General features: G+C 36.5%; 11 protein-coding genes. All 11 read right to left on the bottom strand.

Going from position 1 to position 15,072, the window contains the following annotated elements; genetic code table 11:
- Window positions 1-44: 44 nt before the first annotated feature.
- The 11 genes from F1644_RS04315 to F1644_RS04365 all read right to left on the bottom strand — a co-directional run bounded on the left by F1644_RS04315 (window position 45) and on the right by F1644_RS04365 (window position 14,809).
- Window positions 45-1,214, bottom strand: a complete 1,170-nt coding sequence (locus F1644_RS04315; protein ID WP_118301993.1) for a hypothetical protein — start codon at window positions 1,212-1,214, stop codon at window positions 45-47.
- Window positions 1,215-1,217: 3 nt separating this feature from the next.
- Window positions 1,218-2,354 (bottom strand): aspartyl protease family protein, encoded by a 1,137-nt coding sequence (locus F1644_RS04320; protein ID WP_118301992.1) that lies wholly within the window; start codon window positions 2,352-2,354, stop codon window positions 1,218-1,220.
- A gap of 10 nt (window positions 2,355-2,364) precedes the next feature.
- A complete protein-coding gene (locus F1644_RS04325; RefSeq protein ID WP_118301991.1) occupies window positions 2,365-4,062 on the bottom strand; it encodes a S8 family serine peptidase in 1,698 nt (565 codons plus the stop codon).
- 88 nt (window positions 4,063-4,150) lie between these two features.
- A complete protein-coding gene (locus F1644_RS04330; RefSeq protein ID WP_118301990.1) occupies window positions 4,151-5,167 on the bottom strand; it encodes a TlpA family protein disulfide reductase in 1,017 nt (338 codons plus the stop codon).
- Between the two features lie 55 nt (window positions 5,168-5,222).
- A complete protein-coding gene (locus F1644_RS04335; RefSeq protein ID WP_124318005.1) occupies window positions 5,223-6,125 on the bottom strand; it encodes a hypothetical protein in 903 nt (300 codons plus the stop codon).
- A 37-nt stretch (window positions 6,126-6,162) separates the two neighbouring features.
- Window positions 6,163-7,677, bottom strand: a complete 1,515-nt coding sequence (locus F1644_RS04340; RefSeq protein ID WP_158571863.1) for a RagB/SusD family nutrient uptake outer membrane protein — start codon at window positions 7,675-7,677, stop codon at window positions 6,163-6,165.
- An 11-nt stretch (window positions 7,678-7,688) separates the two neighbouring features.
- A complete protein-coding gene (locus tag F1644_RS04345; protein WP_118301987.1) occupies window positions 7,689-11,282 on the bottom strand; it encodes a SusC/RagA family TonB-linked outer membrane protein in 3,594 nt (1,197 codons plus the stop codon).
- An 85-nt stretch (window positions 11,283-11,367) separates the two neighbouring features.
- Window positions 11,368-12,534: a FecR family protein gene (locus tag F1644_RS04350; RefSeq protein WP_118301986.1), complete on the bottom strand. Its 1,167-nt coding sequence runs from the start codon at window positions 12,532-12,534 to the stop codon at window positions 11,368-11,370.
- Between the two features lie 258 nt (window positions 12,535-12,792).
- Window positions 12,793-13,134 carry a hypothetical protein gene (locus tag F1644_RS04355; RefSeq protein WP_118301985.1) on the bottom strand — a complete coding sequence of 114 codons (342 nt, stop codon included), beginning with the start codon at window positions 13,132-13,134 and terminating at the stop codon, window positions 12,793-12,795.
- A gap of 268 nt (window positions 13,135-13,402) precedes the next feature.
- Window positions 13,403-13,951: an RNA polymerase sigma factor gene (locus F1644_RS04360; protein WP_118301984.1), complete on the bottom strand. Its 549-nt coding sequence runs from the start codon at window positions 13,949-13,951 to the stop codon at window positions 13,403-13,405.
- A gap of 345 nt (window positions 13,952-14,296) precedes the next feature.
- Window positions 14,297-14,809, bottom strand: coding sequence for a TlpA family protein disulfide reductase (locus F1644_RS04365; RefSeq protein ID WP_118302800.1), 513 nt, complete (start codon window positions 14,807-14,809; stop codon window positions 14,297-14,299).
- Between the last annotated feature and the right edge of the window lie 263 nt (window positions 14,810-15,072).

Raw genomic sequence — 15,072 nt, forward strand, 5'->3', positions numbered from 1 at the left:
TTTTTTTCCTAATCATAATCGTAAATCATAAATTGTAAACGTCCTTACTCTCTTCTAATCTCTATCTTCTTTTTTTGCCCATCCTTCAATACAATAATATACCCTACATTCTCTTTTATGGCATTCATAACACTGTCAACTGCCGGTTGACTCATCGGAAATTTTGTTATATCCGTTCCATTAATATCAACGACTTGATCTCCAAAATTCACAACATCTTTCATACTATCCCATACGGTAGTGATCTCAAAACGTTCGTTAGCCGGTAAGATACTTACATTCCAAGTTTTAGGAGCTCCACCCATATCTACAATTTCCGAATCAAAGGGGAAAAAATAGAATCGATTCCTCATATAGTCAATAACAACTTTTCCGTATTGCAGTAAATCAACCCCAACAAGAGTCGTCGATTTGTCGGAAATAACGCTCCCAGCATTGGTGAACTTTTTGCCTAAAACAGTCATCTCTTTCACGTTAACCTTGTTCATATCCACCGGATGACTCAGACCCTCTAATCCTACACCATTAATCCCAAACCCATGAGCCGTCTTTTCTCCTTTACCCACAGCTTCTATATCTTTAAAATCATTCGCCGTCAACATAAGAAACCCTTCTGCTCCCGTATCAAACAATACTTGTTTTTCAACCCCACCTAAATTTACATTAATGATAGAATGATGTGTATCTCCAAGAAACATCTCTACCCCCTCCGTTATCTTCAGACGATCCGGACGATAAGGATAATTTATAACCATGATCTGTTCTCTCGCATCAAAAGTAACCACAGACTGGGCAAAAGCATCCCCACCTAAGATCCCAACAGCACCTATTCCCCTAAAACTTCCAATAATAGGGAGAACCATCGTTTTCATCTTACTCAACGTGTAATTCGGACTCAATTGCACATTTTCTACTTCTGCAATCTGATAAAGCTCCTTCATATCATTGTGATCCGATATTGATCTGGATGCTCCCGTGGCAACACCCCCCATAGCTTTTACATGCTCCCAGTCCGTTCCTGTCTGTCCTCCGGTATCCACAATATACTTCACCTTCACCCCATTCACAACTACCGGTATAACAATCTTTCCCTGGATAAACTCATAATGAATAGTATCACAAATCCGTTTTGTCGGTTGTTGCTGAGCAAATCCATGTATGAAAGAGAATATGAAAATACCGCACAAAAACGTTTTGAATTGTATTCTCAACATATCTTATTCTTTTTGGTAAACGATCACTTTCTCACCATCTTTCGTGAGAATTGTCAATTTTGTTTTCTTCTTTGCTTTCAATTCCGAGATACCCGAAATAATACTCTCACAAAAATCATATTTACCAGTGGGCTTTCCATTAATCTTTACTACTTTATCCCCCACTTCAACGACACCCTTCATGGCAGACCACACGGTTGCCACTACTAAATTCCCATCCTTTACTTGCAAATTTACGTTATAATGCTTACTAGTCATATCAAATTCCTGCTCGTAAGCCTCAAAATACCAGCGTTTACGAGGATAATCAATCGTAACTTTACCGTATTCCAATAATTTCACTCCTAGTAAAGTATAAGGTGGAGTTGCCGTTTCTGCCGTTACTTGTTTGAATTTCGTCGGACCTACTGACAAAAGCGGGAATTCTATCCGATACGAGGTTTCAGCTTCCGTCATCCCCCCTACGCCGATCGATCCTCCACCTACACCTTCACTCATCACCTGAAAAGCCCCGCTAGAACGCAAATTTTCGTAATCTGTATTCTTTAAAGATAAGAAACTAGGGCATCCTGTATCAAATAACGCAACCAAACTGTTTCCAGCTCCTGCCTGCAAGGTTATGATCGGCATAAAACCTTTTCCCGAAAACGGCAGCATCTTACGCAAAGAAACCGTTGAACTCTTTTCAGCCGAAGTTACAGTTATTGTCTTCGCTTTACCGTCTATCTCTACGATCAAATCCTTAAACAAATCACTTCCGATCAACCCATCTGCATGAAAACATTCAAAAGGAGAAGGTGTTGATAATCTCATCGCCGGGGCTCCTGAAAAGTTAATTCGTTCATCCGGAGTCATCAAGCTGGAAACAACCACTCTAGGTAACCCAACTTCCTTACCATTCACATCCGTTACTTTCACCGAATCCACTACCGGAATATTCAGTTCTTCACAAAGTTCTCCGGTTAAAGCCATCTGACCTCCCGTATCAAATATAAATGAACGAACTTGTCCATTTATAGTCATATCCACGATCATTTTCCCCCCTACCATACGATAAGGGATCACGCTTTTGACTTGTTGTGCCGAAAGTGGCACAACAATCAAAAACAATAATATTCCAAAAATCAACCTCATCCTCATATTCCTTTCCTTATTTAGCAATCTTATCTGCAGCAACTACAGCTTGATAAGCATTAATAATACCACCAGAAAGACATAAATCTCCAAATAAGAATAAATCTTGAGTCGGTTTTCCATCTACAATAATACCCTTTTCAACCTCTGCATCCTTTCTGGAAGTAACAGTCTCCAGTAAAATATTCCGGATTTGCGTTCCTGTCAAATGAGGATAATAAGCCTTAATTAAAGCAGCAACCCCTACTGTCGTTGCAGCCGCCAATCCTAGACCAGTTCCGCTCTGGTAGGTATCCCCCGTGTAAGTAGAATAAATTTCCATCCCCGGGGCATACAAATCTACCTCTTTAGCTCCATAATTAGAATTCATAGAAGGATTACCATTCTTGTCGGAAGAGCAAACTACCATTAAATTCGTCAATTCTTTTTTACCCGTCATCCAACGATTCGGATAATAAGTTTCCACTGCTAAATCCTGTGCTCCTTCCCAAGCTGGAGTCACAATAAACACGCCTTTGCTCTCTGCATACTCTAATGCCTCACTAATCCATTTTTTCTGATCTTCCGGATAAAGTGTATTTTGCACAGGCAACATAATAATATCGGCTTGATGATCTACCGCATAACGAATAGCCAAAGCAATATCTTTTAGATAAGGTTCTCCATTAGCTGACACTCTTAAGGTCATAATCTCTGCTTGATCCATAATACCATTTCCACCTAATCCATTCTCCCTCTTTGCCGCAATAATACCGGCTTCCATCGTACCAATAGCAGCATCAACTGTTAATAACACATTATTTCCATACTTGTTATCATTTATGTCCAAATAATTATCACCAATTATTTCTTTTCGACCATCGGCTCCAAATCTTTCCACTTTTTTCTCATACTCCATTTTAGATAATTCTATTTGAGCTCCATCTCTTATACCAGCATAAACGGTTTCCCATTTATCAGTTTTATAAACGCCAAATCCCATAGCACACATCATAAATGCTACTTCAGACAACGAGTCTCGAGGAGCTTTAGGGTCATAACAAATACCAAATTCCGTTTCCGTCAATTCTTTTCCGGGGAAACGTTCTTTCATCATTTGATCAAACTTCTCTGCATAATATTTTATCACATAACCAAGCTGCCATCCACAATAACTTCCTGCCATCGGAGACTCCGGTAATACCTTTTCAAAAAAATAATTATATTCTTCTATATTTTCCGGATCTGCAACCTTTGTCAATTTCCCATCAATAATCTTATTATAATTTTTCCCATCAAATATATAATCAGCATATTTATCCTTTAGACGTAAATACTCTCGATCACCTTCCCGCATTGTACTCTCCATCACTTGTCCATCTTTTCCCCCTAAAAAATTCCAACCATTAATATCATCTATCAAACCGTTTTTATCATTATCCTTTCCGTCTGCCTTTTCTTTCGGATTCACCCAAATTGCCTGTTTCAAATCTTCATGCTCAATATCCATTCCTGAGCCAATTAGAGCAACTACCGGTCTTTTTTTTATTTTTTTCTCTTTCAGAAAATCATACGCTTTATTCACCTCGGCTCCATACACACCATCTTTATCAAAAGAACAATTATACCAATCCAAATCGGCTTGTTTCTTTTGTTCTTCATTCTGTTTTATTAACTGTGCATCTGCAACACTAATGCATGCACTCGCCATCAATAACAGGAAATACTTTTTCATACTTTACAGTTTTATTTTTTACAATACATTACCGAACGATCTATCCATACTGATCGTTAACCCCTAATTATAAATTATTTATCTTAAATCACTTATTAGCTCTGGCCTTCAAAATCTCTTCTTTCACCCGTTCTCCTCGCAGATCCTTGGCTAACAAACGTCCTTCTTTATCAATCAGAACAATGAAAGGAATACTATAAAAACCGTATGCCCGTTGAATTTTATTAGGCTCATTACCAATCACGAATCCTTCCTCATCCCATAACATTACCCAAGGTAATTTCTCTTCCTCCAACATCTTTCTCCAGTTCTCTTCTTTCGAATCCAAAGATATGCTGATAAATTCCAAATCATCCCCTTTCAATTCGTTATATAATGGTAACAGATTTTTCATCTCATGTCGACATGGTCCACACCATGATGCCCAAAAATCTACCAGCACCAATTTCCCCCGAAAGTCGCTTAAACTCACCTTTTTCCCCTGAGCATCTTGAAATGTAAAATCATATGCCGGAGCTCCTATCGAATAATGATATAAGCTATCCGTCCGATGCTTTAACCACTTGCCGGAAGTCGTTTTCAATGCTTCTTCTGACATACAATCCAATAATAACTTGTTCGATTCGTACGTCGACATATCCGAAATATAAGCTAACGCACTATACATATTCCCTTTCAGCTTTCCCTTTATTTCAGGATCAATCGTCTTGTCTTGTGAAAATTCCTCTTTAGGCAACCACTTCAACAATTCATAATATATATCAATCCCTGTAAAGTTTAAGGAACTACTCTTCACATCCCGACAATTGTAAAAGCCTTTTATTGTTACCTGGGTATTGGTTAAATAAATTGGTTGTTTTGTCTCGCCAAAACAAATCAAATAGACGTCCGGTTCAATTTTACAAGCTTGTAGAGAAAATGGACTATTATTTTTTACTACCGTTTTTTGCAAAACCTCTCCTTTTATATTTTCCAACCTCATCTCCACAGGCTCCAATACCCGAATTTTACCGGATAACTCTAATTTTTCCTGCGCAGATAGTGTAAACGCATTCACGAATAACCATATCCAGAACAACCCAACACCAGTATATGTAATTCTCATTTAATTCAGATTTTAAGTGAGTGTGATAAATATACCACACTCTTTTTATTTCATATTATTCCACGTCGTTTCCTATTGCTTGAATATCAAAATCATATTTCGATTCAAAAAAGTCTATCATAATCGTATACTTTTCTCGAATTTTCCCATTGACATCCACAGATTCGCTTAATACTCCACCCTCTGCTTCCAAATCATTAATGGAATTTTCGATAGCTAACTTCAGATAGTCAAACCAGTCATTCTCTAAACTTGTTCTATGGTCATGATTTAATATCCCATTAGCATAAATATCATCTGCAGATATATTATCTGAATAATTTGAAACCATGAAAAACTCTTGAGGAGATCCCAAAGACTTTACAATAGACCCGAAATAAGCAATACACACATCTTTTTTAAACTGATTTCGTTCATCAGCCGTCATTGTCAAAATCTTATCACTTCCCCAATTAACAGCAATATGATAAAAACCAGCATATACATTTAAAGGTTGACGTTCATCTGGTTTAGGATTATACCCTAATCCAATTGGAACCAAATCTAAAGTACTGCATAGTAATATTTTTTGAGGCAAGCACGACATCAATGTATCAGACAAATAATTAAATAATTTATCTTGCAATAATTCCAATTGATTACTTACATACAATTCATCTGCCGGCTGAGCATCATATTTAGATCCTGCACCAGGAATAATTATCGTATCCGTAGTTATATCCCAAGCAACATTACCCGTAGGAGACCATCCAAAATCTTTTGTAGTGAATTTATACAATAATAAAGAACCATATTTTTTATAAAATGCTACAATATCATCATCATAGTCATGATCACCTTGAGGTAAAGTATATTTTCCATAAATTAACTCAGGCTCCTCTGATGGTTTGATCTTACCTTCATCATAACAACTGATAAATAAGACACACCCTAAAAATAAGCATAATATCTTTTTCATACTCTTCATTCATTTAATTCGTTACCAATAAATACGATCATGGATTTTGTACTAAAGCCGGATTTTTATCCAATACCTTCTTGGGAATTGGCAATACGTAACGATCACTCCCTTTTGCCAAGCGATACTCTTGTACTTGTCCTTTATTAATAGTTACCTCATGAATCATTTCTGGCATTCCACAACGCCGCAAATCAAACCAACGATGATCATCAAAAGCCAACTCCTTACGACGTTCATCCAAACAAAATTCCAATAATGTTTGACCATCTGTTATATTAACATCTTCATAAGGCTGACGGAAACGATGTTCTCGTAAGTAATTCAAATCAGTCAATGCACTTATACGCAAATTTTCATTTCCATTTTCCAAAAATAATCGAATATTTGCCTCTGCCCTGTTCAGGTAGGCCTCAGCAACCCTCATTCCTCTATGAGGATTCGACAAATCATTTAAATTTGACTTAGCCCCATATATCGAACCAAATACCATTGGGAAAATTGACTTAAAATACCGTTGGTAATAGCAAGCTGGTCTTAAATCATTTACATCATGTTGTGCCAAAAATTTATCAGACACTGAAAATATTGGTGAAGAACCAGGATATGTAAAAATATCAGGTAATTGGAAAAGAATTTCACTAATCCTTTTATCTCCATATCCCCATATAAGTTCAGGACTGTTATAATTTAACACACCACCATTTACATCATAAGTAAGTGTTTCATCACCAAACCACTCATCAACCTCTATTGTTACAAAATCAGACAAGCGACGCAATTGAGGATTTCTTGTAATCACAACAGAAGCATATTCTGCAGCCTTTCCCCAATTTTCCATATAAAGATACATACGTGACAGCAAATTATAAACGAATAAAGGGGTAACTTTGTATTGTATATTATTCTGCCCATATTTATCCATCAAATCCACAGCTTCTAACAAGTCACGTTCAATTTGTTGATATACTTTTGCAATACTCTCTCTTGCTGGGAATTCATCTTTTACTGCAGAACTCACAATCAAAGGAACTCCCAATGCTGTATTTAGATCAATCCCTTTTTTATTATATGGCTGTGCAAACGTATTTATCAACAAAAAATAATAATATCCCCTTAAAGCCAATGCCTGACCTCTCTGATTCAATTTTTCATTCTCATCTCCAGTAACATCATCCAGCATATCAAGTACAACATTGCATCCTTTTATTTTGGAATACAATTTTTCCCAAGTATCTATTCCAGTCGTATACAACTCTTCCATCTTATCAAACATATCAACATCCCATGTAAATACAGGCAATCCTTGCTGCAATACGGTAACATGGCTTTCATTGTCACTATAAGCATTTTGTACATTATCTGTCAAAAGCTCTAAATAAGGATATATACAATCGGTTCTCAGATATCCCTCTCCTAATAATAATTGTTCTAAATCTGAAACTGTACTTGGGCGTACTTCATCTTGACTAGACTCTTCCAAAAAATCACCACATCCCATTATTCCGATGCTAAGAGCCATAAAAATCAAACAATAAAAAAAACTTTTCATATCGTCTATCATTATAAACTAACATTAATACCAAATGAATACGTACGAGATATTGGTTGTGAACCAGTTGCAACTTCCGGGTCCATCCCTTTAAATTCTTTACTAACAATTATAAACGGATTACTTACAGAAGCACTAAACGATAAATTTTTCAAATACATCTTTTTCACCCATTTCTCTGGAAGCGTATAATTTAAAGATAAAGCATTACAACGTAAAAAAGAAGCATTCACAACCCGTACATCCGAGTAGTTATATAAACGAGGAGCATATTCAGAAGCACCATTCGGCAATTTGTAATACGAAGCCTCCGTTGAAGATAATGCTGGAATATCTGTAAACGCCTCATCACCGGGCTTTCTCCATCTCTTGGTCAATTCCTTAGGCAAATTAACGTAAGCACTTGGAGTTGAAGTCACGATTGATTCATCAAACACTTCATACAAAAACTTCTTTCCACCTATTTGCAAATTAAAAGATGAAGATAGTGATAAACTCTTATAACGGAATGACATAGAAACACCTCCGGTAAAGTCAGGTTCCAACGTTCCCATATATTTCATAAAAGTAGTAGCATCCGTTTGTCCTGCCGGATTTTCTTCCACAGAAGGAATATTAAACTCTGCCGACCCTGTCTTTGGATTTAAGCCACTAAAATCAAATGCCCAGAAAGAAGATACTGCATATCCGGCTTTGTTTAGACTTCCACTAGCAGCCGCTCTCCAATTTTCATTTTCATTTACAGTTGACTTTACCTCATTAAAATTTTTAGAAGAGTTTATAGACATACTCCATGTAAAATTATTTGTACGAACAGGAGTAAATCCAACAGAAACCTCAATACCTTGATTCGTCATACTTCCACCATTAATTGGCATCGAGGTAACACCATAAGCATAAGGGACCTCTTTTTCTACGATCATATCTTCGGTTTTCTTATTATAGTATTCTATTGTCCATGTAATTTTATTTTGGAATAATCCAAAGTCTGTACCTAAATTAATTGTTTTCGTTTTTTCCCAGCGCAAATTACCATAAGGCAACGATTTAATAAACATCATGTATTCACCTGTTCGGTTTTGATCTATCGTCTCTGTTCCACTTCCGATCCGAGCAATTAAATCCGGTCCATAATTTTCTGCCACATTTCCTTGCCAACCGTAACTAACTCTAAAATTTAAATCGCTAATCACTTGCTGATTTTGCATCCAAGGTTCATAATGTACATTCCAACGTCCTCCAATAGACCATACAGGTAAAAAACGATTTCTTGTATCTTGGCCAAATCTATTAGAAGCATCTGAACGGAAGCTAGCTGTTAATATATATCTTTCATCAAATCCATAAGTGAAACTAGCAAAATAACCGATATAATTAGATTTACGATCCGTTACTACAGTTGTATATTTATCTAGTAAATCATTACGTTGATCTTCTCCATTCTGATTTTTTATTATCGTGGGAGGCAAAGAAACTGATTTTCCTCGTCCTGGGAAATAACCATAAATAGTAGAAGCAACCCCATCATATTTATTACTTCGACATTCCTGACCTACCATCAAACTAAAACGATGTTTTTCTGCAAGAACATAGTTATAAGATAATGTATTCCTCCATGTATAATTGAAATTACGATCCTCCGTAGTATTCAACTCACCCCCATGAGGTAACGGAGAACGTTGATACAAATTATCTGCAGGACGTTGCGTACCAAATTCATACTTTCTGATTTCCGTAATATAATGACTTTGTTCATCAGCATAGGATTCTCCTACAATATTAGAGGTATTCAATCCAAAAGTACTTTCAAATTGCAAACCGGTTAAAATATCCCAACGGAAACTAGCTGAAACACCCATACTACGATTGGTATTTGTATTTCCCGTCATAGATATTTCATGCAATATATTATATAGATAACCGCTCTTATCTTTATAAAAAAACTTTTCACCATTTTCGAAACAAGGAATTACTCTACTTGTTGTTGAAGCATAATTATAAGGATCGACTTGATAATAACCATCTGTTTCCGAAGTCGAACCGTTTATTCTCAACCCCAAATTAACCTTCTCTCCAAACTTTGCATTTATTCCAATAGCAGCACTATATGACGTACTTTCATTTCCTATTGATGTTCCTCTATTGATTGTAGCATTTACTGAACCATAATAACTAATCTTATCTGTTCCTCCAGAGATACTTAAACTATGATTCATACTTACACTATTTCGAAATAATAATTTAAACCAATCTGTATTTGTTGATTCTAACTTTTTTACTTCATCATTAAATTCATCATAAGAAATTTCTTTGGCCAAATAGCGCCCTAAAGCTCCTTCATAACCGATTGATTCCAACGGACGGTTATCAGATGTTAATCCTCTTTCATAAATCTCTCGAGAAACATCCACACGCTCTTTAGAATTCATTAAATTCATTTTTTCATAAGTCAACCGAGGGGTAATGGATATATCTCCACTATAATTAACGGACATTCTACCCGCTTGTCCCTGTTTTGTTTTTATCAAAATTACCCCATTAGCCGCTTTCACACCATACATAACGGTAGCCGAAGCATCTTTCAACACAGTAATATCTTCTATATCATTGGGATTCAACCAAGAAATAGCATTTCCAACGAAATCTTTTACCATATCAAAATTGTCCTGAGAAATATTACCCAAAGCATCTAATTCACGTGTTTTAAAGGGTAATGGATCCTCTTGAATAATTCCATCAACAACCCAAACAGGTTCCTGATTACCTAATAAGGTTGAAGTTCCTCGAACACGAACTTTCTGACGTTTACCAACCAAACCACTCGTATTCATAACTACCATTCCCGGAAGTTTTCCCTGTAACATCTGCTCAATTGAATTCGTTCCATTAAAAAACAAATCCTCACGTTTAACGGAGTTCGTGGATCCTACCATATCAGACTTTCGAATACGTTGATAACCTGTTACAATTACCTCATCCATCGCTTTTACATCTTCTTCCATCAACACCATCATCTCCTTTTGTCCAACATATCTAACTTCACGAGTTTTCATTCCCAAAAAGGAAAAGATCAATACAGGAGATTCTGTATAAGGAATTGTGATTGTAAATTCCCCTGCCATATTTGTAATTACACCTGTCGAAGTTCCTTTTAAAATAACTGTGGCTCCCGGAACTCCCGTACTATCTTTCATGAAAACACGCCCCTTGATAGTAAGCTCTTTTTTAACATCATCTTTGGCCTTACTTGCAGTAATAACAACCACTTGATCATCTATTGTAAAAGACAAGCCTAGTGGATTTAATAACTCCAGCAATAATTGACTGAAATCCTGATCTGTGGCATCAACATTTACTTTACCACATTTATTAACAAGATCCAACTTATAAAGGAAGGTATAGTTCGTCATCTTTTCCAAATTGGAAAATACCTCCTGCACTGTTGCATCTTTCATATTCAACGACACTTTCGTTTGTGAAAACGTATTAGCGGAAAGGTGCATCACCCCCACCAATAATAAAATCATCGAGATTTTCATGCGCAAAAAGAATTTAGATTTCCGATATTGCCAAAAATTCAGCAACAAATCCCAATTTTTTTTCATAGATTTGTAATTCAATTAAATTAAACATTTATTCTGCTCGTCGCCCAACGAGCGGTATACAAAACGGGATTGCCCAATCCCGTTTTTATTTATCAAAAACAGTTAAAGTTCTACCTTTCAGTTCAAAACGTACATCTCCGGATATCTCGAACTTCCGCAACACATCCTCCACAGAAGAATACATTGGCAATTTACCACTGTATATCACACTCTTCGCTCCCTGATTCATGTAAAATACTTCCAGATCGTACCATCTTGAGACGATTCTCAAAATTTCTTCTAAAGCAATGTCTTTGAAATAAAACAACCCATCCTTCCAAGACGTGAATTCATTGACATCAACTTCAGCAATACTCAAGGTTCCGACACCCTTATTATAATAAGCTTGTTCTCCCGGTTTGATCTTCTTCTCCGGTTGCCCATCCCGAAGAATAGCGACACTACCCTCTACTAATGTCGTGTAAACCCCTGGTTCATCAACATACGATTTCACGTTAAAAGATGTACCCAACACCTTCACTTTCATCTCATCCACCTCCACGACAAACGGTTTACTTACATTCCGAGCTACATCAAAGTATGCCTCTCCTTTCAAAATTACACTGCGAACTTTTCCGTCAAACCGAGAAGGAAATTCCAATGTAGTTCCCGAATTCAAGTATACCTTCGTTCCATCACACAATTCCACCGTATACGTTCCTCCATATGGTACATTGATCGTGTTATACCCAATTTCTTTTGTAGTACCATCTGCTAAAGAATCTTGCTCTTTTATTTTCAGTACTCCATCATTATTATCAAAAGCAACATTTACCCGATTATTACGAACAACAGAAGATAATGTATCCAAACGATATTTTAATCCGGATGCCATCTCTAATGTCACAATAGCCTTACCCGGTTCAAATTTTTCTGTTACGGACAAATTGTCTACATCCGGTTCTTGGCTTAACAATATCCAAGCAGAAACTCCTGCAATTACCACAACAGACGCTGCCGCAATCCAAGATAATATTCCTCTTCTTTTTACCTGTTTTCTATTTTTCAGTTTACTTAAAGCCCTTTCCGTATCAAACTTCGCAATAACATGCATTTCATGCTCGATTCGGTTCTTATCTTTTAGCTCCTCCACCAACGTATTCATTTCCTTCACTTCCGACAACACCTGTTCTATCTCTTTCTCCTCTTCCTTAGAAAGTTCCCCTCGGGTATACCGCAATAACTCTTTTGTACATTCAAACGGATTCTTCATCTCTCTTGTAAAATTTCCCCTATTACAAATAACTTTAAAAAAAGGATTACGCAAAACTCAACTTTTTTCATAAAATCTCACTACATTTATTTTGAGTTGATCTATTTTTCAACATCATTAATTAGCGATTATTACGTATCAGTACTCATACTAAAAGCTAATTTTAATTGACAAATCGTCTCTCTACACATAGAATCAACACCAATAATTTTAAATTATACATTTTTATCCATCATCACTCTCCCACGTACACCCATTTTACCGCATCCCCAATAATAATATGATTCGAATCTCCCGTATCATGTAACATGACAACACACTCTCCGGAGGTACTCTCATACTCACCCAAAGAAATCCACCCGCAATCAGAAGTGTCGATTGAAATTTCATGTCTAGCTTCCGGTAACACACTCGTATATGCTTGTGTCCCCATTGTGATAACAAATTACTTTTACACATTATATTCATAGCAGAAAACCTGGGAATATGCACAAACAACTTGTACTTTCCCACCCGCTCCAAGTTCGTGCGCCACTCTACCCATGATTTTCCCTCTCCCCCCTCCGGTACGCACAACAACACTTCGATATACCAGACCATAAGCGTTATTTTCAATTAACGTAAGCCAAGATCACCCATCCAATTTCACAAACCGTTTCACGTTTGCATACTTGTCAAACACGGAATCCTTCCTCGTCAAGTACTCATATAAACTAAACTTTTGGGTGGGTTCCACGATTCGGAATTTCCCTTTTTATATATACATGTATACTAAAAGAAATAATTCTTTTTCCTAAACTTTATTTTTTAGAAATTTTATCTATCACAAATAACTCACAAAAAAGGATTACGCAAAAGACGATCTCTTTTATACAAAAAATAACAACACTGGATACACCCCTTTTAACTTTTCCCGCAATTGAATTTTCGCCTTATTCTTTTGAGCCTTCACGGTATTTACACTAATTGAAAGTTGGGTGGCAATTTCATCATTACTGAAACCTTCCACATAAGCTAATTTAAAAATCCTTCCACATTCTGTAGGTAAGTCTTGAATTGCTCCCATGATCTCTTGATAGACCTCTGCTCGCACCACATTTACGAAAAAATTATTCTCATCCTCCGGGGTATTCTTCTGAATAGATTCCAATATATCAGCACGAATTCCTGTCATTTTTATTTGGTTCAAACAACTATTACGGACAGCCTTATAAAGATAATGTTTCAAATGTTCCTCGTTATCAAAACTTTCATCCCAGTCCAAAAGCTTCATAAACACCTCTTGTACCACATCTTCCGCCTCATCTTGCTCTTTCAGATAATTAAATGCAAAGTAACAAAGTGTTTGATAATAACGCCGAAAATAGCTATCAAACACCCCCTGTTTTCGTATATTTATCTTCTCTATTTTTTGCATCCTTGATAACAAAAAACGATCGTTTATTGCATTATTATTTGCAAGGATGGCTTTTGATGTATGAGTTTGATTTATATCTAGTTGTTTTGGAAGATATGAATAAAATTGTTAAAATAGCTCTATTTAGAGGGCGCAATAAACGATCCTTTATTTATATTCAAAGACAAAGATATTACATTTAACGAATAATATACCACTTCCTCTCAAAAGAATTCCAATCTTTCCTTAAAGCATTTAATCAAGCCCCACCCACTTACACTTCTACGTAACAAGAAAAACTCTCGTACTAACAAATTATTATTATAAGTTAGTACGAGAGCCATTAAAAATCATCAATCAAAATTCCTACTTCAGCAATCTCTCCAGTTTTTCGATCATCTTCGCAAAAGCCTCCTTAGTATAACCGACCTCAATCTCCACGATCTTTCCCTTCTTATCAATGATAAAATTTCGAGGAATGGTTGCCGTGGCAAACTTCGAATAAATCTTACGTTCCGGATCAAGTCCCATAGGGAACGTGTATCCATTTCTTTCTCGAAACTTCTTTACCTGCTCCTTACTCTCCTCACGAGAAATAGCCAAGAACACGAAATCTTTCCCTTTAAAGCGATCAAGAATCTCCTTCTGCACCCGTTTCAACTCCTCTTGACAAGGAGGACACCACGTAGCCCAGAAATTAATTAATACAATCTTCCCCTTTAAATCTTTAATATTGATCTTTTGCCCGTCAAACATCTCCACAACAAATTCGGGAACATCATCCCCAACCTTTACCAGCGTCTCCTTTTCCTGAGCGTTAACTCTTGCTAAACTTCCCAGTACCAACAAGGAAACGACAAAAACAAATACCCTTTTCATGACCTTTTCTTTATTTGGTTCTAGACAAAGATAAAAAATAATTTCAATAATCATTCTTGAATAAATTAAATACATTTGCATTATAGTATTAACCAGCAAACAAAAATAGACCGTGCGCCTTATTTTTTATCTGTTTTTATTCACTCTCCTGCATTCCTGCCGGGAAGCTAACTCCCGGCTTGAACAAGCCCTGCAACTTGCCGGGGACAACAAGCTGGAACTCCAAAAAGTGCTGGACCACTATGCCGGCGACAGCCTCAAAC

This window comes from Butyricimonas paravirosa (genome assembly GCF_032878955.1).
Lineage (GTDB): Bacteria > Bacteroidota > Bacteroidia > Bacteroidales > Marinifilaceae > Butyricimonas > Butyricimonas paravirosa.